At 50.5% G+C, this 21,834-nt stretch carries 18 protein-coding genes and 1 tRNA gene; 11 read left to right on the forward strand and 8 right to left on the reverse strand.

Going from position 1 to position 21,834, the window contains the following annotated elements:
• Positions 1-58 precede the first annotated feature (58 nt).
• Positions 59-508, forward strand: coding sequence for a bacteriohemerythrin (locus HQN60_RS09650; RefSeq protein WP_173533441.1), 450 nt, complete (start codon positions 59-61; stop codon positions 506-508).
• 92 nt (positions 509-600) lie between these two features.
• Here HQN60_RS09650 and HQN60_RS09655 read toward each other — a convergent pair whose 3' ends face one another.
• Complete coding sequence (locus HQN60_RS09655) at positions 601-819, reverse strand: hypothetical protein (protein WP_173533442.1); 219 nt, start codon at positions 817-819, stop codon at positions 601-603.
• A gap of 137 nt (positions 820-956) precedes the next feature.
• The gene (locus HQN60_RS09660; protein ID WP_173533443.1) at positions 957-1,850 is read right to left on the reverse strand and encodes an NAD-dependent epimerase/dehydratase family protein; all 894 of its coding nucleotides are present in this window, start codon (positions 1,848-1,850) and stop codon (positions 957-959) included.
• A gap of 82 nt (positions 1,851-1,932) precedes the next feature.
• On the opposite strand from HQN60_RS09660, the gene HQN60_RS09665 reads away from it, so the two are divergent.
• From HQN60_RS09665 to HQN60_RS09685, 5 genes are all read left to right on the forward strand, one after another.
• On the forward strand, positions 1,933-2,955 hold the full coding sequence (locus HQN60_RS09665; protein WP_173533444.1) for a CDP-6-deoxy-delta-3,4-glucoseen reductase: 1,023 nt from the start codon (positions 1,933-1,935) through the stop codon (positions 2,953-2,955).
• A gap of 86 nt (positions 2,956-3,041) precedes the next feature.
• Positions 3,042-3,117: transfer RNA gene (locus tag HQN60_RS09670), tRNA-Thr, on the forward strand.
• A 424-nt stretch (positions 3,118-3,541) separates the two neighbouring features.
• Positions 3,542-3,877, forward strand: coding sequence for a DUF5710 domain-containing protein (locus HQN60_RS09675; protein WP_173531755.1), 336 nt, complete (start codon positions 3,542-3,544; stop codon positions 3,875-3,877).
• 138 nt (positions 3,878-4,015) lie between these two features.
• Entirely contained in the window at positions 4,016-5,392 is a 1,377-nt protein-coding gene (chrA, locus tag HQN60_RS09680) for a chromate efflux transporter (protein ID WP_173533445.1), read from the forward strand.
• Positions 5,393-5,593: 201 nt separating this feature from the next.
• Positions 5,594-6,361: a hypothetical protein gene (locus tag HQN60_RS09685; RefSeq protein WP_173533446.1), complete on the forward strand. Its 768-nt coding sequence runs from the start codon at positions 5,594-5,596 to the stop codon at positions 6,359-6,361.
• Between the two features lie 256 nt (positions 6,362-6,617).
• Here the strand turns inward: HQN60_RS09685 and HQN60_RS09690 are convergent, their stop codons facing one another.
• From HQN60_RS09690 to HQN60_RS09710, 5 genes are all read right to left on the reverse strand, one after another.
• The gene (locus HQN60_RS09690; protein ID WP_173533447.1) at positions 6,618-9,773 is read right to left on the reverse strand and encodes an efflux RND transporter permease subunit; all 3,156 of its coding nucleotides are present in this window, start codon (positions 9,771-9,773) and stop codon (positions 6,618-6,620) included.
• Positions 9,770-11,245, reverse strand: a complete 1,476-nt coding sequence (locus HQN60_RS09695; protein WP_173533448.1) for an efflux RND transporter periplasmic adaptor subunit — start codon at positions 11,243-11,245, stop codon at positions 9,770-9,772. The genes HQN60_RS09690 and HQN60_RS09695 overlap by 4 nt, the downstream gene beginning before the upstream one ends.
• Positions 11,242-12,525, reverse strand: coding sequence for a TolC family protein (locus HQN60_RS09700; RefSeq protein ID WP_173533449.1), 1,284 nt, complete (start codon positions 12,523-12,525; stop codon positions 11,242-11,244). The genes HQN60_RS09695 and HQN60_RS09700 overlap by 4 nt, the downstream gene beginning before the upstream one ends.
• Before the next feature lie 102 nt (positions 12,526-12,627).
• Positions 12,628-12,915: a hypothetical protein gene (locus tag HQN60_RS09705; protein ID WP_173533450.1), complete on the reverse strand. Its 288-nt coding sequence runs from the start codon at positions 12,913-12,915 to the stop codon at positions 12,628-12,630.
• 436 nt (positions 12,916-13,351) lie between these two features.
• A complete protein-coding gene (locus HQN60_RS09710) occupies positions 13,352-15,397 on the reverse strand; it encodes a M3 family metallopeptidase (protein WP_173533451.1) in 2,046 nt (681 codons plus the stop codon).
• A 254-nt stretch (positions 15,398-15,651) separates the two neighbouring features.
• Between HQN60_RS09710 and HQN60_RS09715 the strand changes: the two genes are divergently transcribed.
• Positions 15,652-16,179 carry a gamma carbonic anhydrase family protein gene (locus HQN60_RS09715; RefSeq protein ID WP_173533452.1) on the forward strand — a complete coding sequence of 176 codons (528 nt, stop codon included), beginning with the start codon at positions 15,652-15,654 and terminating at the stop codon, positions 16,177-16,179.
• A 54-nt stretch (positions 16,180-16,233) separates the two neighbouring features.
• Positions 16,234-17,430 (forward strand): toll/interleukin-1 receptor domain-containing protein, encoded by a 1,197-nt coding sequence (locus HQN60_RS09720; protein ID WP_217390093.1) that lies wholly within the window; start codon positions 16,234-16,236, stop codon positions 17,428-17,430.
• Positions 17,431-18,294: 864 nt separating this feature from the next.
• On the opposite strand, the gene HQN60_RS09725 is transcribed toward HQN60_RS09720, so the two are convergent.
• Entirely contained in the window at positions 18,295-18,594 is a 300-nt protein-coding gene (locus HQN60_RS09725; RefSeq protein WP_173533453.1) for a hypothetical protein, read from the reverse strand.
• 391 nt (positions 18,595-18,985) lie between these two features.
• Here HQN60_RS09725 and HQN60_RS09730 point away from each other — a divergent pair, with 391 nt between their 5' ends.
• The 3 genes from HQN60_RS09730 (at position 18,986) to HQN60_RS09740 (ending at position 21,567) form a co-directional block, all read left to right on the forward strand.
• A complete protein-coding gene (locus tag HQN60_RS09730; RefSeq protein ID WP_173533454.1) occupies positions 18,986-19,522 on the forward strand; it encodes a PEP-CTERM sorting domain-containing protein in 537 nt (178 codons plus the stop codon).
• Positions 19,523-20,106: 584 nt separating this feature from the next.
• Positions 20,107-20,685 carry a hypothetical protein gene (locus HQN60_RS09735; protein ID WP_173533455.1) on the forward strand — a complete coding sequence of 193 codons (579 nt, stop codon included), beginning with the start codon at positions 20,107-20,109 and terminating at the stop codon, positions 20,683-20,685.
• Between the two features lie 81 nt (positions 20,686-20,766).
• Positions 20,767-21,567 carry a M15 family metallopeptidase gene (locus tag HQN60_RS09740; RefSeq protein WP_173533456.1) on the forward strand — a complete coding sequence of 267 codons (801 nt, stop codon included), beginning with the start codon at positions 20,767-20,769 and terminating at the stop codon, positions 21,565-21,567.
• Positions 21,568-21,834: the final 267 nt, after the last annotated feature.

Genomic DNA, 21,834 nt, shown 5'->3' on the forward strand with positions numbered 1-21,834 from the left:
GGATCAAAGAGTGGCAGTGCGGCGCTGGGCAGTATGGCGGCTTCTGAGGGAGTCAGCGATGAGTTTATTGATTGAATGGAATGATACGTTATCGGTCGGGATTCAAGAGATTGATGAGCAGCATAAAGTGCTGGTGAATTTATTAAATGAATTACACGATGCCATTCGCCAGCATCATGGTCGTGAGGCCTCGGTGGAGATTTTGCAGCGTTTGGCCGATTACACCCGTATCCACTTCACGGTAGAAGAAAGCTTGATGCGGATTTTGGGCTATCCCGATTATGAAACGCATAAGCAGCACCATGAAGAATTGATTGGGCAAATGGTAGATTTGCAATCCAGACTCAATCAAGGTGAAGCGGTATCTTTTGAGCTGCTGCACTTTTTACGCAATTGGTTAACGCGGCATATTATGGAGGCCGACCAACGCTATGTTGAGCATTTCTTATCGCGCGGCGTGCAAAAAACCTGGCAAAAGAAAGGCTGGTTAGAACGTTTTTGGTCTTGATCGCCAATCGTATACCGGTGGTGATGCCGAAAAAAAAAACGCACAGCGGGCTGTGCGTTTTTTATTGCGACCTGTAGGCGGCCTTTACCGCATCACGCGGATTGATCGTTATTGTTATTCACGATCTTTTTGGCGGGTTTGGCTGGCGAGAAATACTCAGCATGGGTATACAGCTGTAAATTAAAATGCGCCTGATCATCGCGGTAATCAACACGCGGCGCATCGGCGCTATGATGAAAAGTCCACCAGCAATAGATTAAATATACTGCGCCAGCCAAGATTAAAGCCCAAGTGATCCAGATACCGATCATGATCCATGCTCCGCAGTCAATAATCAGTCAGCTTAGTAAAAGATATGTCGAAAGCAAGTAGTTTGCTTACCGTTCTTTCTATTGCGACTGAAACGAACTAGGTTGCGATGGAATCATCATCGATACTGGCGCCAGTATTAAAGGCCGCTCGCTAAACCGGCAGCGGTATTGGGGTAGCGCAATTGCAGCTTGAGCTCATTTTTGGCGCGAGCATTGCCAATTTGCCGCGATTCATTCAAATAAGACAATAGGGCGGGCGACAGCCGCGTTTGTGCTTCAACGCGGCTAATGCGTGGCGGGCGAGGTAGCTGCATGGCATCGGCGACTTGATCAAAATAATCGCCCATTTTATGCGGCTCATCATCCACGATATTGTAAGTGCGTAGTGGCAAGCCACGAAACAGCGCCAAACACAGCGCATGCGCTAAATCATCGGCATGAATATGATTGCTATAGCTGTCTTCTTCGCGGTGTAGCACTGGTTCACCGCGGGTAATGCGCTCAAGCGGTAAACGATTGGCCGCATAAATACCGGGCGAGCGTAAAATGCTCAACCGAACTCCGTGCCGTCCGGCCCAATCACGCAATTGTTTTTCGGCGTCGACTCGACGCAATGCACGCAGCGATTGCGTTTTAAGCGGACTGCTTTCATCAATCCATTGCCCAGCATAGTCGCCATAAACGCCGCTGGTGCTGATGTAAACAGCTCGGCGTAAGCGCTGTGGTAAAATTTTATTTTGCTTGATATTGGCGTGGCTTAAAGCGGCAATTAAAGCCCGCGTGCGTTGATCGCCCGCGCCGTCACCGGGTGGGGCGCTGTGAATCAAATACTCGGCAGTGCCACTTAGGCGCGCTAAAGATTGCGGCCGATCTAAATCGGCAAGAATAGGGCGAACGCCAAGGGTATTGATCTGCAGTGCAGATTCTTTCGAGCGTGCAGTTGCATACACCGTAAAGTGCTGCATCAGCCAAGGCAGGGCGCGGCGAACAACATCGCCACAACCAATAATGAGTAAGCGTGGTTTTTTCATAGATTAGTAGCTCACAGCGTGGCGCAGTTAAGGGCAGGCATTAGTCAATGCTCGACACGCATTAACAAAGTATGGAATGAATATGAGTCAACAACTTACCATCGAACCTTCGGGCCAGCAACTCTCAGTCTTTGAAGGAGAGACCTTGCTCGACGCCGCCATGCGAGAAGGTTTTAATATGCCGTATGGTTGTAAAAACGGATCGTGCGGCGCCTGCAAAGGCAAGGTGCTCAGCGGCGAAGTCGTTCATGGCGATCATTCTGAAACCGCACTCAGCCTTGCCGAGCAAGAACAAGGTTATGCGCTATTTTGTTGCGCCACACCGGTGAGTGAGCAAGTGAGCATCGAATGCCGCGAAGTCAGTGCCACTAAAGACATCCAAATTAAAACCTTGCCAACGCGCATCGAGCGCATCGAAAAAGTATCGCCTGACGTCGCTATTTTGACGTTAAAACTGCCATCAACCGAAAAACTGACCTATCTGGCTGGGCAGTATATTGATATCCATACCAAAACCGGCAAAAAGCGCAGCTTCTCCATTGCCAATCCACCGCATCACGAGGGCTTTTTGCAACTGCATATTCGCCATATCGACGGCGGCGAGTTTTCTGATTACGTATGGAACACGATGAAAGAGCGCGAGATTTTCCGCTTTACCGGCCCGCTCGGTAGCTTCTTTTTGCGTGAAGACAGCGATAAACCGATCTTGTTCCTGGCCACCGGCACCGGTTTTGCCCCCATCAAAGGCATGATCGAGCATGCGCTGGCCAATCATACCCAACGCGAAATGGTGCTCTATTGGGGCTGCCGCACGCTGGCCGATCTTTATATGCCTGAACTGCCATCGCAGTGGCAGCAGCTCTATCCGAACTTTACTTTTATCCCAGTATTGTCCGACCCCAAGCCCGAAGATCAATGGCAAGGGCGCACGGGATTCTTGCACGAAGTGGTTTTGGCCGACTTTGCCAGCCTTGCTCACTACCAAGTTTACGCCTGCGGATCACCCATGATGGTCGAAGCGGCCTATACCGGCTGCCTTTCGCACCAACTACCGAGCGATGCGTTTTTCTCCGACGCCTTTTTTACCAGCAAGGATTTAAAATAAAAACGTTGTAAAACCAGACGTTTATCGATTCTTTTGTAAGAAGTGCTTGCCTTGAAACAAGTCGTTCTATATGATGCAGTCCTGTTGCCGATGTAGCTCAGTTGGTAGAGCACCTGACTTGTAATCAGGGGGTCGCGAGTTCGATTCCTGCCGTCGGCACCAAAGAACACAGGGTTCCAGCTTTTTAGCTGGAACCCTTTTTCGTTTGCGCTCGAAAAACATTGAATGGTTAGATTTGTTTTTTCATCACTATGTTTAACGCGTTTGGTGATGTTTGTTTTACGGGCGCTATTCGTCTGATCTAAATATCGTTGGTATATGCGTATAGGCTCGATTCAAAAATACCAGCAGCGATATACCACCCAATTACTTGATTAGTTTGGCTGGGCGGTGTTTGGACTATCTAGCGACAGCTTGCAGGTATTGCTGTAGTGGGGCTGATTTTGAATGTCGTTGAGCATCAAATAGGGCCATAGCTTCAAGCGCGCTGATGAGTTTGACTATGCTACGGCGTTTAAAAAAAGCTGCCTTTGCTTGCCAAGCGCCTTTATCATGGCGTGGTTTTGACAATTAAGGGGTTTTGGCGATGGTAGCGGGTCATAGTAAGGCGCAGGTTTATCTCAAAGTCCCTTTTAAAGAAAAAGACCAAGCCAAGGCTTTAGGGGCAAGGTTTGATCCCGATGCCAAGGCGTGGTACGTGCCGCATGGCGTGGATGTGGGCCGTTTTGTGCGCTGGTTGCCCGAGTCGCTCGCGCAGTTTGCTGCGCCCGAATTGAGCGCGGCGCCAGCCAAAAAAGCCAAGCCCTCCGTTGCCAAATCCCCAATCGCCAAATCGCCCGCCGTACTGACGACGCCCCTACCAGCCTTGCGCCCCTTATTGCCCGCCAGTTCAGACCCGAATGATCCGCCGTGGGATGTTTAACTAGGGATGGCTGGTGCAGATAGGGGGATTTTTGCTGTTAGCGCATTGATCCGCGCCTATGTCTGCCAATGCTTGGCAGCGCGGTAAATGCGCTTTACCTGTTGATTGATTTTGCTGCGCTTGATGCTCGGAACTTAAATGAATCCAAATAACCCCCCCACCGCCGTATCGACTGAGCTGCCACCCCCGCCGGTGAGTTTTTGGCAGGCGTTTTGGTTTTGGTTAAAACTCGGCTTGATTAGTTTTGGCGGGCCTGCTGGGCAAATTGCCATCATGCATCAAGAGCTGGTTGAGCGGCGGCGCTGGATTTCAGAGCGGCGTTTTTTGCATGCGCTGAACTATTGCATGGTGTTGCCCGGCCCCGAGGCGCAACAATTGGCGACGTATATCGGCTGGTTGCTGCATACAACCCGTGGGGGTATTGCCGCTGGGGTGTTATTTGTATTGCCTTCGCTGGTGATACTGATTGTTTTATCGTGGCTGTATATTGCTTTTGGTGATGTGCCGCTGGTGGCGGGCTTGTTCTACGGGATTAAGCCGGCGGTAACGGCGATTGTGCTGCAAGCGGCGCACCGCATTGGCTCGCGCGCGCTTAAAAATAATCTGTTGTGGGGTATTGCCGGCGCGTCGTTTGTGGCGATTTTTGCTTTGAATGTGCCGTTTCCATTGATTGTCGCCGCCGCTGCGGTGCTGGGTTATTGGGGCGGCAAATTTGCCCCCGATAAATTTAAAACCGGCGGTGGGCATGGTAAAACGGGGGCATCTTACGGCGCGGCATTGATTGACGACGATACGCCCACGCCAGCGCACGCGATGTTTAGCTGGGCCCGACTGCTTAAAATTATCGTTATCGGTGCGCTGCTGTGGCTGGTGCCGATGGGCTTATTGATGGCGTATTTCGGCTGGCAACACACCTTCACGCAAATGGCGTGGTTCTTTACCAAAGCCGCGCTACTGACGTTTGGCGGCGCGTATGCGGTGCTGCCGTATGTGTATCAAGGCGCGGTGATGGATTACCAATGGCTAACGCCAACGCAAATGATTGATGGCTTGGCGCTGGGCGAAACCACACCCGGGCCGTTGATTATGGTGGTGGCGTTTGTTGCTTTTATCGGTGGCTATACCCAAGCGCTGTTTGGTCCCGAATCGGTATTTTTAGCCGGTGCGCTCGCCGCTTGTTTGGTGACATGGTTTACTTTTTTACCGTCATTTTTGTTTATTTTTGCTGGCGGCCCGTTGATTGAAACCACCCACAATGATTTGAACTTTACCGCGCCCTTAACGGCGATTACCGCCGCGGTGGTGGGGGTGATCGTGAATTTGGCGCTGTTTTTTGGCTACCACGTGTGGTGGCCAAGCGGCTTTGCTGGCGGCATTGTCAGCTCAGTCGATTGGATTGCGGTATTGATCTCCATCGCCGCGGCCATTGCTTTATTTAAATACAAAAGCAATGTGATTCACGTGATTGCCGCCAGTGCGGTGTTGGGTTTAATACTAAAAACCGGCTTGCAGTGAATCGCTAGGGCAGGGGGGCGCAAGCAGCCAAGCCATGAGCTTGCCGCGCAGCAACGGGTTGATTTTTGGATTTTTCAGACATCGTTAGTTTGTATTTAAGCTTTAGTCATTAAATAGACATGTATGTTTCAGCTAAAACCATGCAAAATAGCAAGGTAAAGTGTTTATACGGTTTATATCTTTTTATTAATGGAGATTTTGATGACTAAACCCGCAAATCCAGTGCCAGCGAGCGAGAAAGAGCCAAAAAATGCCGTAGAAAACCTAGCAACACCAGCGCCTGCCGCAGCGCCAACGACCGCGCCAAAAACCAACACCAGCACTGCGCGTAAACCGACCACGCGCCGCGCACGAACTGCGCCAGCAAAAACAACAACGGAGACAACCGTCGCAGCGCAAGCGAGCACGATTGCATCGCCAGCGCCAAGTGTGGCCAAAGCCAGCCCCGCGGCGGCGACTAAAACAGTTGCGCGCAAGCCTGCTGTCACTAAAACTGCCGCAAGTAAAACCGCCGCAGCCAAGCCTACCGCAGCCAAATTTGATAGCGCCAAAGCCGATGCAGTAAAAGCCAGCTCGGTCGCCGACGTGCCCATGGCCAAAGTCAGCAGCAAACGCAAAGCGGCGGCCTCTGTCGATGATCTAGAAACCTTGGCTACGCATTTACTCAGCGAGCAATCGAGCGCCGCACCACAGGCCAAAATGGGTAAAAAACTGGATAAAGCCAGCCAGTTGCCAGCTAAAAAATCAGCAAAAAAAGCCAAATTGATTCGCGATAGTTTTACCTTCCCCGAATCCGACTACGCCTTGATTGCGGCATTAAAGCAGCGGGTGATCAGTGCCGGTCTTGAAGTGAAAAAAAGCGAATTGATTCGTGCAGGCTTAAATGCCTTAAGCGCCTTGGCCGATGAAGAGCTGCATAAAATGCTGCAGCAGCTAGAAAAAATCAAAACTGGCCGCCCAGCTAAATAAGCATTTTTTAAGATTTGGTGCTGGTGTGTTGAGCTTAAAATATACTCCGGAGTATCACCCTAACCCTCACCCATCGAGGGAATGCCGCGAAACTTTCATCACCATCAACACATAATCTGAATATTGCCTTAAATGATAGGGTATCTATTGGTGGCGCTTTTTAGATAAGATCTCTATAGCTATACCCAATAAAAAAGCGAAACCGAGGTTTCGCTTTTTTTATATTTGATCCAGCGCCTTGCCGTCGAGTACGGTGTTAAACGACGCGGTCAGCCGCGTATTTATCGCGGGTTGCCGGTTTTTTTCGGCGCATTAATTGGTAAGCGGCGGGAATAATAAATAGCGACAATAAAGGCGCTGTAATCATGCCGCCGACCATCGGTGCCGCAATCCGACTCATGATTTCGCTGCCTGAGCCACTGCCAAATAAAATCGGCAGTAAACCGGCGATAATCACAGCAACAGTCATGGCTTTGGGGCGAACGCGCAATACCGCGCCTTCAGTAATCGCATCGAGTAAGCCCGCATCGCTGTGATCGCCTTTGTCGAGTCGTTCTTGCAGCGCATTTTTTAGGTACAGCAGCATAATCACGCCAAATTCAGCCGAAACCCCCGCCAAAGCAATAAACCCCACCCCTGTGGCAATCGATAGGTTGTAACCCATTAAATACAAAAACCACACGCCGCCGGTGAGCGCCAACGGCAGCGTTGCCATAATCAGCAAGGCTTCATCAAAGCGCTTGAACGTCAGGTAAAGCAGCACAAAAATGATGAGCAAAGTCGCTGGAACAACCAGTTTGAGGCGTTCATTGGCGCGTTCCAAAAACTCAAATTGCCCTGAATAACTAATGCTAATCCCGGGCTCAAGTTTGACTTGCTCACTCACGGCGCGGCGTAAATCTTGTGCCACAGAGGCCAAATCACGATCCCGCACATCAACATATACCCAGCCGGTAGGGCGGGCGTTTTCGCTTTTTAGCATCGGCGGGCCGTCGGTAACCAACACTTTTGCCACCATGCCCAGCGTAATTTGCGCGCCTTGTGGGGTTAATAGCGGCAAGCTCGCCACCTTGTCGACGGTATCGCGCCATTCACGCGGGTAGCGCATATTGATCGGAAAGCGCGCCAAACCTTCAACGGTTTCCCCGATATTGTCGCCACCAATGGCGCTGGCAACTACCGCCTGCACATCGCTGATATTGAGCCCATAGCGCGCTGCCGCCGCGCGATCAATTTTGACATCCACATAGCGTCCACCCGTGAGCCGCTCGGCCAGCGCCGAGCTCACGCCCGGTACGGTTTTGGCGATGGCTTCAACTTGGAGTGCAATTTGGTCTAAATCATCCAGATTGCTGCCGGCAATTTTGACGCCAATCGGGCTTTTAATCCCAGTGGCCAACATATCGATGCGGTTACGAATCGGTGGCACCCAGATATTGGCCATGCCGGGGATTTTGACGGCATTATCTAATTCGTCGATTAGTTTTTGCGGCGTCATACCGGGTCGCCATTGATCGCGCGGCTTAAATTGAATCGTGGTTTCAAACATTTCTAGCGGCGCTGGATCGGTGGCCGTTTCCGCACGACCGGCTTTGCCCGAAACATGCGCTACCTCGGGCACGGTTTTAATCATCCGATTGCTTTGCTGCAGCAACTCGCTGGCTTTTTGCGCCGATAAGCCCGGCAAGGCCGATGGCATATACAGCAGATCACCTTCATCAAGCGGCGGTAAAAACTCACCACCCAAATGGCGAATTGGCCACAGCGCAGTCAAAAAGACCAGCACCGACACCACCAGCGTGGTTTTGGGTTTGGCCAAAACCGCATCCAGCAGTGGGCGATAAATCCGAATTAACCAGCGATTGAGCGGATTTTTATTCTCTTCTGGCAGTTTGCCGCGGATCCAATAGCCCATCAAAATCGGAATCAGCGTGACCGATAGCGCGGCAGCGGCGGCCATGGCATAGGTTTTGGTAAAGGCCAGCGGCGAGAATAAACGGCCTTCTTGCGCTTCGAGCGTAAATACCGGAATAAACGACAGCGTGATAATCAGCAACGAGAAAAACAGCGCAGGGCCAACTTCAACCGCGGCATCGGTCATTACTTGCCAATGCGCATCGCCTTTGAGCTCCTCATTGGGGTGGGCGTGTTGCCAAGCTTCAACTTTTTTATGCGCGTTTTCAATCATCACTACCGCGGCATCGACCATTGCGCCAACGGCAATCGCGATCCCCCCGAGCGACATGATATTGGCGTTCACCCCTTGATAGCGCATCACCAAAAACGCCATCAGCACGCCGAGCGGCAAGGAGACAATCGCCACCATGCTAGAGCGAAAATGCCCGAGAAAAATCACGCAAACCAGCGCCACCACCAAAAATTCCTCAAGTAATTTAAAACTGAGGTTTTCAATGGCGCGATCAATTAAATGACTGCGATCATAAGTCGTGACGATTTCAACGCCAGCGGGCAGGCTGGGTTTAAGTTGCTCTAGCTTGTGATGCACCGCAGTCAGGGTGTCGCGCGCATTTTTACCTGAGCGCAAAATCACCACGCCGCCAACCACTTCACCTTCGCCATCGAGCTCGCTAATCCCGCGGCGCATCTCAGGGCCAAGCTGAATATGGGCCACGTCGCCGAGTAAAACCGGCACATTATTCGCCAGTTTGATGGGTATAGCCTTGAAGTCGTTAATTGACTTGAGGTAGCCGTCGGTACGTACCATTAGCTCGGTTTCACCGGCTTCTAAAACCCCGCCGCCGGTTTCTTGATTGGCTTTTTCCACCGCTTCACGCACTTCGCTTTGGCTGATACCGAAGTTGATTAGCTTCACCGGATCCAGAACGATCTGATATTGCTTGACCATGCCACCGACCGTGGCCACTTCAGCGACGTTGGGCAGCGTTTTAAGCTCAAATTTTAGATACCAATCTTGCAAAGCCCGCAGTTGGGCCAGATCATGTTTACCGGTTTTATCCACCAATGAATATTGATAAATCCAGCCGACACCGGTGGCATCGGGGCCGAGTGACGATTTGGCTGAGGCGGGTAAGCGGCTTTGGATTTGATTGAGATATTCCAAAACCCGCGAGCGCGCCCAGTACAAATCGGTGCTGTCATCAAACAGCACATAGACAAAACTATCGCCAAAGAAAGAAAACCCCCGCACGGTTTTGGCGCCGGGCACCGATAGCATGGTGGTGGTTAGCGGATAGGTAACTTGGTTTTCGACAATTTGCGGCGCTTGCCCCGGATAGCTGGTGCGGATAATGACCTGCACATCAGATAAATCGGGCAGGGCATCAATTGGCGTAGTTTTCACCGCCCAAACGCCCCAAGCGGTTAGAAAAGCCATCGCCAGCAGCACTAAAAATCGGTTGGCCACCGACCAACGAATAAGATGAGCAATCATGAATGGTCTCCTGATTTTGCTACCCGCTGTAGACGTTTAAGCAGCAAGCCATCATCGGTTTGCTGCACGGTGGCGCGCACTTTGTCGCCGACTTTAAAGCCTTTGATTACTTCAGGATTGCTCACCGTATACGGCATGGTCATGGCCGACATACCGATGATTTTGAACGCCTCATGCGCCAGCGTGACTTGGGTGTCGTCAATGGCTTTAATGCTGGCGTTGGCTTCATCGATGACGACGGCAGGCGTGCTGATGGCGGCTGGCTCACTGCTTAGCTTGGTTTTAATGCCGGCTAAATTGGCTTCGGATTCAATCAAGAATTGCCCGCTGGCAACGATTTTTTGCCCTTCAGTTAAGCCACTGGCGATGATGGTTTTGTCACCGACTTCGGCGCCGAGGATGACTTCAACTGGCTCAAAGTGATTGTCCGCATTGAGCCGCATCACCAGCGCGCGTTTGCCGGTGCGAATCACGGCTTCTGTCGGGATGACTAGCGCGGAGTCGGTTGCATGCCCAGCAAGTTTGACTTGCGCCGACATGCCGGGGCGTAAACGAGCATCGCGATTAGGCAGCTCAACGCGCACTTTGATGCTGCGGCTGGTCTCATTCAGGCTAGGCAAAATCGCGGTGATTTTGCCGGTGAGCGGTACCCCGGGGAAAGCGGCTAAGGCAATGTCGGCTTGGCCGCCGACTTGAATCCACGCCGCTTGCGCTTCGGGAACGGCCACATCGAGCCACACCGAGCTAATGCCGTTGATTGTGGCTAGCGTTTGTCCTGCTGCCAGCGTCATGCCGCTACGCACAGCGAGCTCTTGAATTACGCCCGCTTGGCTGCTGCGTAACGTTTGGCGGGCGCTGATTTTGCCGGTTTTTTCAACATCAGCAATCAAACTCGCTGGCATGCCAGTTAGGCGCAAACGCTCGCGCGCGGCGCTGATTAAGCTGGCGTCATTGCTGTTACGAATGGCCAGAAACTCATGCTGCGCGGCCGTCCATTCTGGCATCAGAACTTCAGCCAGCGGCTGGCCAATGGCAATAATGTCGCCGGGTGCTAAAGGCCAAACACGCTCAACAAAACCCGCGCTGCGCGCTTGTTCAATCGAGATGTTGCGCTCATTAAACGCCAGTATTCCGCTGGTATCGATGTGCTGAGCAACGGGTACGCGCTCCACCACGGCGGCGCGCATGCCGGTATTTTGTAGCGTTTGCGCGTTGATTTTGACGCCAGCAGTATCGCTACTGTCGCCAGCGTATTTCGGCACCAAATCCATATCCATAAACGGCGATTTACCCGGTTTATCAAAGTGCATATCGGGCTTCATTGGGTCGTACCAATACAGCACTGTTTTTTCTGGCTGGGCAGGCACGGCCGCCATTGGATGGGGCGAGGCGCTCATTCTGCCGCCAAGCACACCAAGGCCGAGCAAGGCCGCGCCGATAGCGAGGGCGATGAGGGTTTTTTGGGTATTCATTGTGCGGCTCCTGCGGTGTTGGCGGCGATATTGGTGATGGCGTTGTGGTAGGTGAAGTGCAGACGCGCTTGCAGCTGATGCAGCTCACCCGTTACTGCAATGGCTTTGAGCTGGGTATCAAGCCGATCACGCCGTGCCGCAATCACTTCGCTCAGCGGTGCTTTGCCACTTTTCCACGCGCTTAAAGTCAGGCTGATTTTTTCTGCTGCCAAGGGAATGAGCGTGGTTTGATAGCGTTGATTGGCTTGTTGCAAACGCTGTAAATCGGCGATGTCGTTGGCTAATTCAGCACTGCGCTCGCGCAAAGATGCTTCGCGCTCGGCGTCGAGTGCGGTTTTTTCTGCCACTTTGGCGGCAATCATTGGGTCTTGGCGTTGGCCCGAAAAAATCGGCAAATCAAAGGAGAATTCCAGCATGATCGAATCGTCATCATGCGGATTGCGCTGATATTTCAGCTCAACGCCCCAATCAGGGGTTTTACCGGCGCGCGCTTCGGCAATTTCGGCATTGAGTACATTGCCTTTGGGGTCAAACGTAGCCAGCTCTGGCCGATTGGCGAGGTGGTTTTGCAAAGTGTGTGCATCAATCTGAAACGTTGGTAGCTGCCCAGTGACGCCTTCATTGGCGGCGATGCCCACCCAGCGCTTGAGTTGCGCCATTGCTTGTGCGCGGCGTGCGCTGAGTTCATCGCGCATTTCACCGAGTCGGGCACGCTCTTGTTTGGGCAAAATCGTATCGCTGATGCTGCCTTTGCCTGAGGCCAATTGCGCCTGAATTACTTGGCTAAAGAGTTGATTTTCGGCTTCGAGAGCATCAATTAGGCGCAGTTGTTGCTCAACGCTGTATTGCGTAATCCAAGCTTGGGCGGTGTCTCGCGCCACATTTTGCTGGGTGATTTTATTGTCCATTTCGCTGATGGCGATGCGCGCATTAGCGGCTTGAATACGCGCATTGCGTTTATCGCGATTGGGAAACTCCTGCATCAGCGCGACAGTTTGCATCGCCATGCCATTAAAGCTGGGGTTAAACCGATCGGGGCCCGAGACGGGTAGATTATCAACCGCCAATTTGATTTTTGGATCGGGTAATTCACCGGCGGGAATGGCCAATTGTTGCGCCGCAGTGATTTGCGCATGGCTGGCGCGCAGTTGCGGCGCATTGGTCAGAGCCAGTTGTTGGGCCGATTCAAAGGTTACGGCAATAGCGCTAACAGGGATGCAGCTGATCAGACCTGCTAAGCACAGATGGCTGGCAAGGCGTGGGCACGAGAAATGTCTCATGGTCTAACTCCAAATCAATTTGCTGGCTGCAATCAAGCAGCGAGCACAAAGCCTCATGCCGGACTGCAACAGTACCGAGTCAGAGGGGCTTATTGCTTGGAATTAGCTGTGCTGTGGCGGACGCCAAACGTTGGATGGATCAAAAGACGCCGGAACGGCATGTAGCGTTGGGGTGTAGATCGCAGTAAAAAATAGCTGCGGTTTGGCAAACGCCAGATCTAACACACCCAATTGGCTGGATTGGCAGTCGACATTGTGTTGACAGCTTGATGGGGAGGTTTGCGCCGTGTGCTGCGCATCGCAACATGCTGGCATTGCTTGATCGCAATCTTGCGTTTGCTGGATGTGCTGGGCTTGGTGCGTTGAATGCGCTTGAACGGGTGAACTCATCGTTTTCATCATGCAGTGCGATTCTTGCGGGCGAGCATTGGCCCAGCCTTGAAACGCAATGGAGATAAAGAAAAGGAGATAGAGAATGCCACGCATAATCGGCAGTATATGTGAGTCATGCGTATGCCATTTGAGTAAGTGCTGGTTTTATGATGCGCATCAAATTCATTGCACGCCTCAACACCCCCATCCCAACCTTCCCCCATCGAGGGGGAAGGGGCTACAGTCGATGTGCTCAAATGTTTGCAATTAAAATATCAACACCAAATCTAAACAAAGCCTTAAGTACTGGGTATTACGCTGTAGTGCTTTTATAATAAAGCTTATAGTGAAATACCCACTAAAAAAGCGAAACCGAAGTTTCGCTTTTTTAATTGCCGTTTCACATTGATCTTCGCGCGCTTTGCAGCAAGCAACGCGAGGCAGCGTGATCGATTTATTCGCTTAAACCATTGTGGCGTAGCAGCGCATCAATCGCTGGTGCGCGGCCACGGAAGGCGGCGAACGACTCGGCAGCAGGGCGCGAGCCACCGACGGCTAAAATTTCTTTACGGAAACGTGCACCAACGTCAGCGTTGACCACGCTGGCACCGGTTTGCGCTGCGGCTTCTTCAAATGCGGCGTAGGCATCGGCGCTTAACACTTCGGCCCATTTATAGCTGTAATACCCTGCGGCATAACCGCCAGCAAAAATATGGCTAAACGATTGCGGGAAGCGGTTGTATTCTGGTGGCAATGGCAGCGCCAATTCTTGCTGCACCGCTTGCGCAAAGGCGCTTAAATCACCGGCAGAAACGGCTTCGGATTTTTGGTGCAAAGCCATATCAAAAATCGAGAAATACAATTGGCGTTGTAAACCTGAGCCGCTATGGAAGTTTTTCGCCGCCAACATTTTATCGAACAATGGGCGAGGTATCGCTTCGCCGGTATCGGTGTGATGCGTCAGTGCTGGCAATACCTGCCATTCCCAGCAGAAGTTCTCCATAAACTGGCTTGGTAATTCCACCGCATCCCACTCCACGCCGCTGATACCAGAGACTTCGAGTTCATCCACTTCAGTTAGCAAATGATGCAGGGCATGGCCCATTTCGTGGAACAAGGTAATTACATCATCGTGCGGTAACATCGCATCTTTGCCATCCACGCCGCTGGCGAAGTTACACACAATCAGCGCCACGGGCGTTTGCACGGTGCCATCTGCCTGCAATTTACGGCCGCGCACATCATTCATCCACGCGCCGCCTTGCTTGCCTTCGCGGGCATGCAAATCCATATACAGGCCACCGACCAAACTGCCGTCGTTGTTTTTGAGATCAAAGTAGCGTACATCGGTATGCCACACAGGGGCTTGGCTCGCCACGAACTGCAGGCCATACAGCTCGGAAATCAATTTAAATAAGCCAGTCAGTACCGTTGGTTCGGTGAAGTATTGTTTTACTTCTTGTTCGCTAAACGAGTATTTTTGCTCGCGCAGGCGCTCAGACACCAAGGCCACATCCCAAGCTTGTAATTGTTCAATGCCAAATTCAGCCTTAGCAAAGCTTTCAAGCTCGGCGCGATCGGCCAGCATAAAGGGCTTGGCGCGTTGCGCCAAATCGCTTAAAAAGTCGATGACTTGCTGTGGGCTATCGGCCATTTTGGTGACCAGTGATTCTTCGCCAAAATTCTTAAAGCCCAATATTGTCGCCGCTTCTTGGCGTAGCGCCAAGATTTCTGGAATCAATTTACCGTTATCCCATTCAGCCTTGCCAAATTCAGAAGCGCGGGTGGAATACGCTTTATACAGTTGCTCACGTAATTCGCGATTTTGCACGTATTGCATCACCGGCATATACGACGGCATTTTCAGCGTGATTTTGTAGCCGTCTTTTTCGTCGGCTTTTGCCGCCGCTGCCGCCGCCGAAAGGTTATCGGCTGGCAAGCCAGTCAATTCTGCCGCAGTGACATACAGCGCAAAATCATCAGTGGCATCGAGTACGTTTTGCGAGAATTTAGTCGTGAGCTCAGAGAGTTTTTCTTCGATATCTTTAAAGCGATCTTTTTGCTCAGTTGGTAATTCCGCGCCCGACAATACAAAGCCGCGAATCGCATCATCAATCACCGTTTTGCGGGTTGGGTTTAAGCTGGCGTATTCGCGCTCTTTCACCGCTTTGTAGAGTGCGAATAGCTTTTCGTTTTGGCCGATTTCAGTAAAAAAGTTGGAAATCCGTGGAATATTGGCGTTATACACTTCGCGCAATTCGGGTGAATTGACCACCGATTCCAAATGCGCCACCACCCCCCAAGCGCGGCCGAGGTTTTCGAGCGGCGCCTCTAAAACACTCAAACTATCCCAACTGGCATCGCTAATTTGCTCCGCTTGGGCAATCGCCGCCGCCGCCGTTGCGAGCAAAATATCTAGCGCCGGATTCACGTGTTCAGGTTTAACTTCGCTGTAGCGCGGTAAATCGGCAAAATCGAGTAGGGGATTGGCTTGGGTCATGGTCGGTCTCGGGTAGAATGGCTTTAATTGAAAGTTTGTAAAAAGCTTTTTACCACCGAGGCACAGAGGCACAGAGAAAACCAATTTAAGGGTGAGGCGTTTGGTTAAAAATCATTCCCCAGACACCTGAACCTGCAGCTTACGTTTTTCCTCTGTGTCTTGGTGCCTCGGTGGTGGGTTTTAAATGTGCTTGCAGATCGCAAGTTTTGATCATTATTAAATGGGCGTGAGTCGCCTTAATTCAAGGAGCAACAATGTCTATTGAACAATTTGACGGTATCCACCCAGAAATCGGCGCCGGAGCTTGGGTACACGCGCAAGCGAGTGTGATTGGTGAAGTCAAACTCGGTGACAATGTCTCAATTTGGCCGGGCGCGGTGCTGCGCGGCGATGTGAACCATATCCACGTTGGCAAAGACAGCAATGTGCAAGACAACAGCGTGCTACACACCACCCACAAACGCCCTGATGATCCACTTGGCGCACCACTAGTGATCGGCGAGCGCGTCACCATCGGCCACGGCGTGATGCTGCACGGCTGCACCATCGGCAATGAATGCCTGATCGGCATGGGCACCATCGTGCTCGATCGCGCCATCATCGAAGACCACGTGATGATCGGCGCCGGATCCTTAGTGCCACCAAATAAAGTATTACGCTCGGGTTATCTGTATATGGGCCGACCGGTGAAAGAAGTGCGGGAATTAACTGCCGATGAAATTAAGCATTTTGCTTATTCGGCAGCGCATTATGTAAGGTTGATGGGGAAGTATGTGGGGTAATAAATTAATTTATGTAGTACGTTATAAATAATATAAATAAGGTTGAATTAAGTAATGATGAAGAAACCACCAAAAATATTTATTTCTTATTCTCATGATAGTGAAGAGCATAAGGAATGGGTATTAACGCTTGCAACTAAATTGGTTTGTGATGGTGTTGACGTATTGTTAGATCAATGGGATTTGCCGCTAGGGTCAAACTTAACAAAATTTATGGAGCAAGGGCTGACTAACTCAGAACGTGTACTAGTGATTTGCACCGATAATTATAATGCTAAAGCTAATATTGGAACCGGTGGTGTAGGTTATGAGAAAAATATTCTCACATCAGAACTGATGGTTAGCCAAGATTCAAAGAAATTTATTCCTTGTATTCGAGGCGTTTCAGGGTCTGTGAAAACACCTATTTGTTTAGCTTCACGCACGTATATTGAATTTTCAAATGATATTGATTTTGAGGATAATTATAAATTTTTGTTGCATGAATTGCATGATGTCCCATTAAAGAAGAAACCTAAATTAGGTGATAACCCATTTTTATTGATTGATGAAGAGAAATCAACAGTTTGCGATGTTGAATTTCCGGCTGGTGAAAATAGCTCTACTTTTTTTAGCGAACGTTTTGCTGCTGCATTTCCTGGTGTTCGTGGAATTGAATGGTTTACTGAACCCAGTGTGGCTGTTGAAAGACTACGTTTATTATTGAAGTATCCGATCAAATTTGCCGGTTATTCACCAATTTGGTGGTGGAGAGATGGAGATCTTCATATTGACGAGTTGACTGTTTTATCTTCTAATACTGTGCAGCTTGGTCGTCAAGAATTAATTATTGATGAAGTAGTTGCTGTAAATATTGGTGCTTACTGGCAACAATTTTTATATGTAAAAACAAGTCCGTCAGTGCCTTCATGTTTTTTTGATATATCAAGGATTGATGCACAGATTGAAAATTGGGGTTATGCATATGAGGAATATGCCGACTTTAATGGTGTTCTAATCAGAAGGGAGGAATATGACGATGGTGCTGCGGTGATTGACGGGAAAGTAGTTAATTTGAATGGAGAGGCAAAATTAATTGAGAAGTTTTTAACTCCATATAATTTTATTATTGCGCCAAATGACTCACCAATAAATAATCATATTTTTGATAGTAGAAGAGTTGAAGTTTTGAATGCTATTTTGAAGCAAGAAATGACTGTTGAAGATTTAGCTAAAGAAGTTTTAACGCTGCCAAAGCGAAACTGGAAATAATATCACTGCGTATGGCTATTTTTTATGCGGCTGCGCCGCGTGGTTTTTGGTGCGCGTTCCGCCGCGCTGGCAGGTTAGGGGATTTGCCTCACACCCCACAAAGTTTGCAACTTTGCGGGGGCCCCGTCATCTGCAAACCCCCTAACAACCCAAAGCAGCCCCCGGTATCTGCGCCGACTTCGTCGGTGCCCTCGCTGCGGACAATCGAGGCGGTTGCGCTCAAAACTCGGCCTGCGGCCTCAAACAATGAGCGCAAAAACCCCGCCCCGCTTGTTCCTCACTCGGCTGGATACAGGGGATAAAAAACCATGAATCCACCATGGGCGTGCTTGGTGTCGTGCTGGTGCTGGTGCCGCGAGTAGGGTGTAATCGCCGAAGGCATTACGCCGCATGAATATTGCTTGGTGTATTGCCGCTTCGCGTCGAATACACCCTACGGATGTATTTGCTTATAGCCCTTGAATTACAATGCGTTGCTGCCAATACGTCTAAATATGATCTTGATCGTGGGTCTGGGGCTTGAGATCCCGTCTAAGCGCACCGAGTGCGAAGCGAGACGAACAGTTTTATCGTTTGGCTTGCGACAATCGAGGTCATCGGGGACCGATGCGCGCTCGGGTTGCCTTTCTTTCGCCTACCTTGCTTTGGCGAAGCAAAGAAAGGTAGGTGCCGCGCGGCATGAGCGCGACTTCCTGCGAAAGAACACGGTCTTGTACCGCGAACGGCGCAATAGCATAGGGTGCTGAAAGCGACGCGAACGCACCGTTGCAATGGTTATTTGCAGCGCATACGGCGCAATTTGCGGTGAAATTTAAAACCGCCAGATCATTCTGGCGGTTTTTTTTTATGTGCTGCGTTGTGGGTTTAAAACTTAATGCACGGGCGGCCGGCGGCGAGGGCGTAGCAGGGGCAGTTGTCGAATGTGCCGTTGGAATTGACGACTAAACGATGGGCGTCGATTTTGCACCAGCGTTGGCTGCTGGGCTCTTGTACGTGGTCGATGTCTAGGCTGTTGCTGCTGTTTTGTCCGGCGGCGACAAAGTAAAATTGGCTATTGTCATCCCATACTTTGACTGGTTTTGGGCTGTGATTGATCACTCGACCATTGAGCGGCCACGGCCAATGACCATCATGCTCTTTTTCTTTGAGGATAAAAAAAGCCATTGCCACACCGATGAGGCTCAAGGCGATGAGCGAAAAAAAGAAAGTCTTTGCAGTCATACGGGGGACTAAAAAATACAGGTGGTTTATTTTATCCGTAAAACGCCAGTAAGATTTAATTTGTTGTGTTGCTGCATTCAAATGACACCGATGCCGTGTGCTAAAGGAATCGGCATTGATTTGTGCGAGATTGCTTGCGCAGCGGGTGCTTAGCGAGCTAATTTTTTGCTGAAAAGCGCCTGGCGTTTTATTTTGTTGTTTTAAATCATTGGCTTATCTGTTTTGTTTGACTGTTTCACTAGCATATAAGTGATCGCTGTTTGCATGTGTTGGCAACGGAAACTAGATTACATTGAGTGTAATATTTGTACGTAAACCAACTAGGAACCGTCCAATGAAGCTTCTTCAATTATCGAGCTGGTGTGCTGCCATGCTTTTTTCGGCGACTGCCGCACAGGCCAATATCAGCACATTTAGTGGCGTAACGAGCATGATTGTTGATCAAGCGACGTATGTTGAAGACGGTATTGTCACCACACCGCTGGCAGGAAAAATATGGGGCTGGCCAGTTGCTGGGCAGTTGCATTTAGATGCGGTGGGGTATGCGGGTAATTCTGTTGACTTCACTTTTACCCCAGGCTTGTTCAGCCTAAAAAGCATTGATGTGAGCTTTGCGGCGCTTGACGCGGCGAGTACTTTAACTGCGTATGGTCGATCGAATGAAGTATTGTTTTCTAGCGTGATTGGGCCCAACGTTGGCACGTTGAGTTTTAATGGCTGGAATAATATTTCGCGACTGAATTTACTGAATACCAGCAGCCATATGAGTGTTGATAATTTAGTTTTAGCGCCGGTGCCTGAGCCAGAAACGTATGCTTTGATGGGTATGGGACTGCTTGCTTTGTTTGCCGCGCGCCGCCGGCAACGTTAATCGCTGCGGCTTGTAATATATTGCGAAAGCCACGAATTGCGTGGCTTTTTTATTGCGCGGGTTTTATTTTTGCTGCGGGTAGCAAGCTCACATAGCATGACTATCCATCGCTTACTACGCCTTGATTCGTCGTGAAAAGCACGTAAGCAGCGGCGGAAAACCAAACGTCAACAGACCCTAAGGGAGCGCCAGATTTTATTTACGCACGCGGCTGATGCGCGGATTCAAACTGTGGCTGGTTTGAATCGCGCTCTGGCTGGGCAAATCCCTGCGGGATTTTCACCCCCTACGATAGTATTAGCCTGTGGCCATTTATTTGTAATGTCTTTATGGCAATACCTCTGTGTGCATTCAGTGATGTCGGCAACGGGTTGGCGGCTAAGGCCGTCGGTTAACTGCGCCCTTTGTTGCATGAATCGTGGTGACATCTGTTATTGAGCGCTATGCTATTGCCAATCCCCAATCCCCAATCCCTAACCCCACACTTATTTGACTTTGATCTTACTTGTGGTGTTGGCTTTGTGGCGTGACTGGCCTATGATGGTGCGGTTAGATTTGATTGTTCACTTTTTGGAGTAAGACGAATGAAAAAAGGTTTAATTTGCACGGGTGCTTTGTTGCTTGCGTTGTCTTTACCGGTTTTAGCGTCGAGCGCTGAAGAGTTGGTGGCAGCGTCTGCGCCGGGCGCGGTGACTTTGCTTGAGGCAGTTAAGGCCAATGGCACGATTGCTGCGATTGATGCGGCAACGCGTAAAGTGACGTTAAAAAATGAAGCCGGTCAAACGATGAGTGTGATGGCCGGTGAAGGGGTTAAAAACTTTGATAAGCTCAAAGTGGGCGACAAAGTGAAAGCCGAATACATGCAAGTGCTGACTTTGGAATTGCTCGGTTCTGGCTCAAACGTGCGTGAGCGGATTGTTGAAACCAGCAGCGCTTCAGCGCCTGCGGCTAAGGCCGGTGGTTTTGTTGGCGAGCAGTTGACCGTGGTGGGCAATGTGATTGGTGTGGATGCCAAAAAACATACGATTCGCGTGCAAGGCGTGAATCGCACCGTGACATTAAAAGTGCGTGATCCAGCGCAATTGAAAATGATCAAAAAAGGCGATCAAATCAAAGGCACTTACACGCAAGCTTTGGCGATGGTGGTCGCTGCGGCAAAATAAGCGCTCTTCTTATTTGAATAAAAACCTCGCGATGGCGAGGTTTTTTTATGCTGCAAAATAAATGAATTGAAGGGGTTTGCAATGCCGCGATTAAGTGCTGGACTGGTTTGCGGGCTATTGTCTGCCACGACATGGGCGGCGATACAGCCTTTAACGGCGGCCGATTGTGCTGATTTACTCGCCAATGGCGTGCTGAGTGCTGCCAATCCAGTGCCGTGCGAGCGATTGCAGCGGGTGAGTTTTTCGCACCTTGATTGGCAAGGGCAGCAAAGCACGGGGCAGTTGATCGTGCTCGATGCGGTGGCGCCACAAGTGGAGTCCTTAATGCTGGCATTGCGCGCGGCAAAGTTTCCGCTGCAATCGGCGCAGCCATTGACGCAATTTAAGGGCAATGATGTGTTATCGATGAATGCCAATAACAGCAGTGCGTTCAATGGTCGCGCGGTGACCGCAGGCCAAAAATGGTCCAAACATGCATATGGCGTGGCGATTGATGTGAACCCTGTGCAAAATCCGTATGTGAGTTTCGCTGATGATGGTACGGCGCAGATTTTGCCAGCAGCCAGTGCCAAGGCCTTTTTAAATCGCGCTGAGTTGCGCGCCGATAAACCGCGCCGTAGCGGGATGGTGAATGAGGCGGTGGTGCATTTATTTGCGCAACATGGGTTTATGACTTGGGGTGGTGATTGGGATTCGCCGATTGATTATCAGCATTTTGAGATTGGGAGCCGAGCGTTCATTGAGCAGTTAATCGCGCTTGATCCAGCTGCCGCGCAAGCGAGCTTTCAGCATTATGCCGATCGCTATCGGCAATGCGCTGCGAGCCAAACGGGTAGCCTGAGTGAAATTAGAGCGCTTTGCGTGGCTAAGGTCAGGCAATAATTCGATTTCATTGCTGTAAGACTTGCTGACACAAAATAGAAAATTGCGCCGATATTGGGCGCACACGGCGTGCTTTGGGCGTGTTGTCGTGCTGAAATTGACGGGATATTGAGTGGGTGTTGAGCGATTGGCGGGCTTTTTAGCGGCGAAAAGGGCGCTTTTTTTGGGTGATATTACCCATTGATACGGCTTGAAGGTGAAATTGCAGTTGTGGTTTTTTTGCCTCAATTTGCTGCTGAAGTGCTTGCAGTTGGCTGTTTTATTGGT

It is taken from the genome of Deefgea piscis, assembly GCF_013284055.1.
Classification (GTDB): Bacteria; Pseudomonadota; Gammaproteobacteria; order Burkholderiales; family Chitinibacteraceae; genus Deefgea; species Deefgea piscis.

Excerpts from the sequence above, each read along its gene's own strand:
- HQN60_RS09650 (WP_173533441.1), top strand. The coding sequence starts at position 59 with ATGAGTTTATTGATTGAATGGAATGATACGTTATCGGTCGGGATTCAA.
- HQN60_RS09655 (WP_173533442.1), bottom strand. The coding sequence starts at position 819 with ATGATCGGTATCTGGATCACTTGGGCTTTAATCTTGGCTGGCGCAGTA.
- HQN60_RS09660 (WP_173533443.1), bottom strand. The coding sequence starts at position 1,850 with ATGAAAAAACCACGCTTACTCATTATTGGTTGTGGCGATGTTGTTCGC.
- HQN60_RS09665 (WP_173533444.1), top strand. The coding sequence starts at position 1,933 with ATGAGTCAACAACTTACCATCGAACCTTCGGGCCAGCAACTCTCAGTC.
- HQN60_RS09675 (WP_173531755.1), top strand. The coding sequence starts at position 3,542 with ATGGTAGCGGGTCATAGTAAGGCGCAGGTTTATCTCAAAGTCCCTTTT.
- chrA (WP_173533445.1), top strand. The coding sequence starts at position 4,016 with ATGAATCCAAATAACCCCCCCACCGCCGTATCGACTGAGCTGCCACCC.
- HQN60_RS09685 (WP_173533446.1), top strand. The coding sequence starts at position 5,594 with ATGACTAAACCCGCAAATCCAGTGCCAGCGAGCGAGAAAGAGCCAAAA.
- HQN60_RS09690 (WP_173533447.1), bottom strand. The coding sequence starts at position 9,773 with ATGATTGCTCATCTTATTCGTTGGTCGGTGGCCAACCGATTTTTAGTG.
- HQN60_RS09695 (WP_173533448.1), bottom strand. The coding sequence starts at position 11,245 with ATGAATACCCAAAAAACCCTCATCGCCCTCGCTATCGGCGCGGCCTTG.
- HQN60_RS09700 (WP_173533449.1), bottom strand. The coding sequence starts at position 12,525 with ATGAGACATTTCTCGTGCCCACGCCTTGCCAGCCATCTGTGCTTAGCA.
- HQN60_RS09705 (WP_173533450.1), bottom strand. The coding sequence starts at position 12,915 with ATGAGTTCACCCGTTCAAGCGCATTCAACGCACCAAGCCCAGCACATC.
- HQN60_RS09710 (WP_173533451.1), bottom strand. The coding sequence starts at position 15,397 with ATGACCCAAGCCAATCCCCTACTCGATTTTGCCGATTTACCGCGCTAC.
- HQN60_RS09715 (WP_173533452.1), top strand. The coding sequence starts at position 15,652 with ATGTCTATTGAACAATTTGACGGTATCCACCCAGAAATCGGCGCCGGA.
- HQN60_RS09720 (WP_217390093.1), top strand. The coding sequence starts at position 16,234 with ATGATGAAGAAACCACCAAAAATATTTATTTCTTATTCTCATGATAGT.
- HQN60_RS09725 (WP_173533453.1), bottom strand. The coding sequence starts at position 18,594 with ATGGCTTTTTTTATCCTCAAAGAAAAAGAGCATGATGGTCATTGGCCG.
- HQN60_RS09730 (WP_173533454.1), top strand. The coding sequence starts at position 18,986 with ATGAAGCTTCTTCAATTATCGAGCTGGTGTGCTGCCATGCTTTTTTCG.
- HQN60_RS09735 (WP_173533455.1), top strand. The coding sequence starts at position 20,107 with ATGAAAAAAGGTTTAATTTGCACGGGTGCTTTGTTGCTTGCGTTGTCT.
- HQN60_RS09740 (WP_173533456.1), top strand. The coding sequence starts at position 20,767 with ATGCCGCGATTAAGTGCTGGACTGGTTTGCGGGCTATTGTCTGCCACG.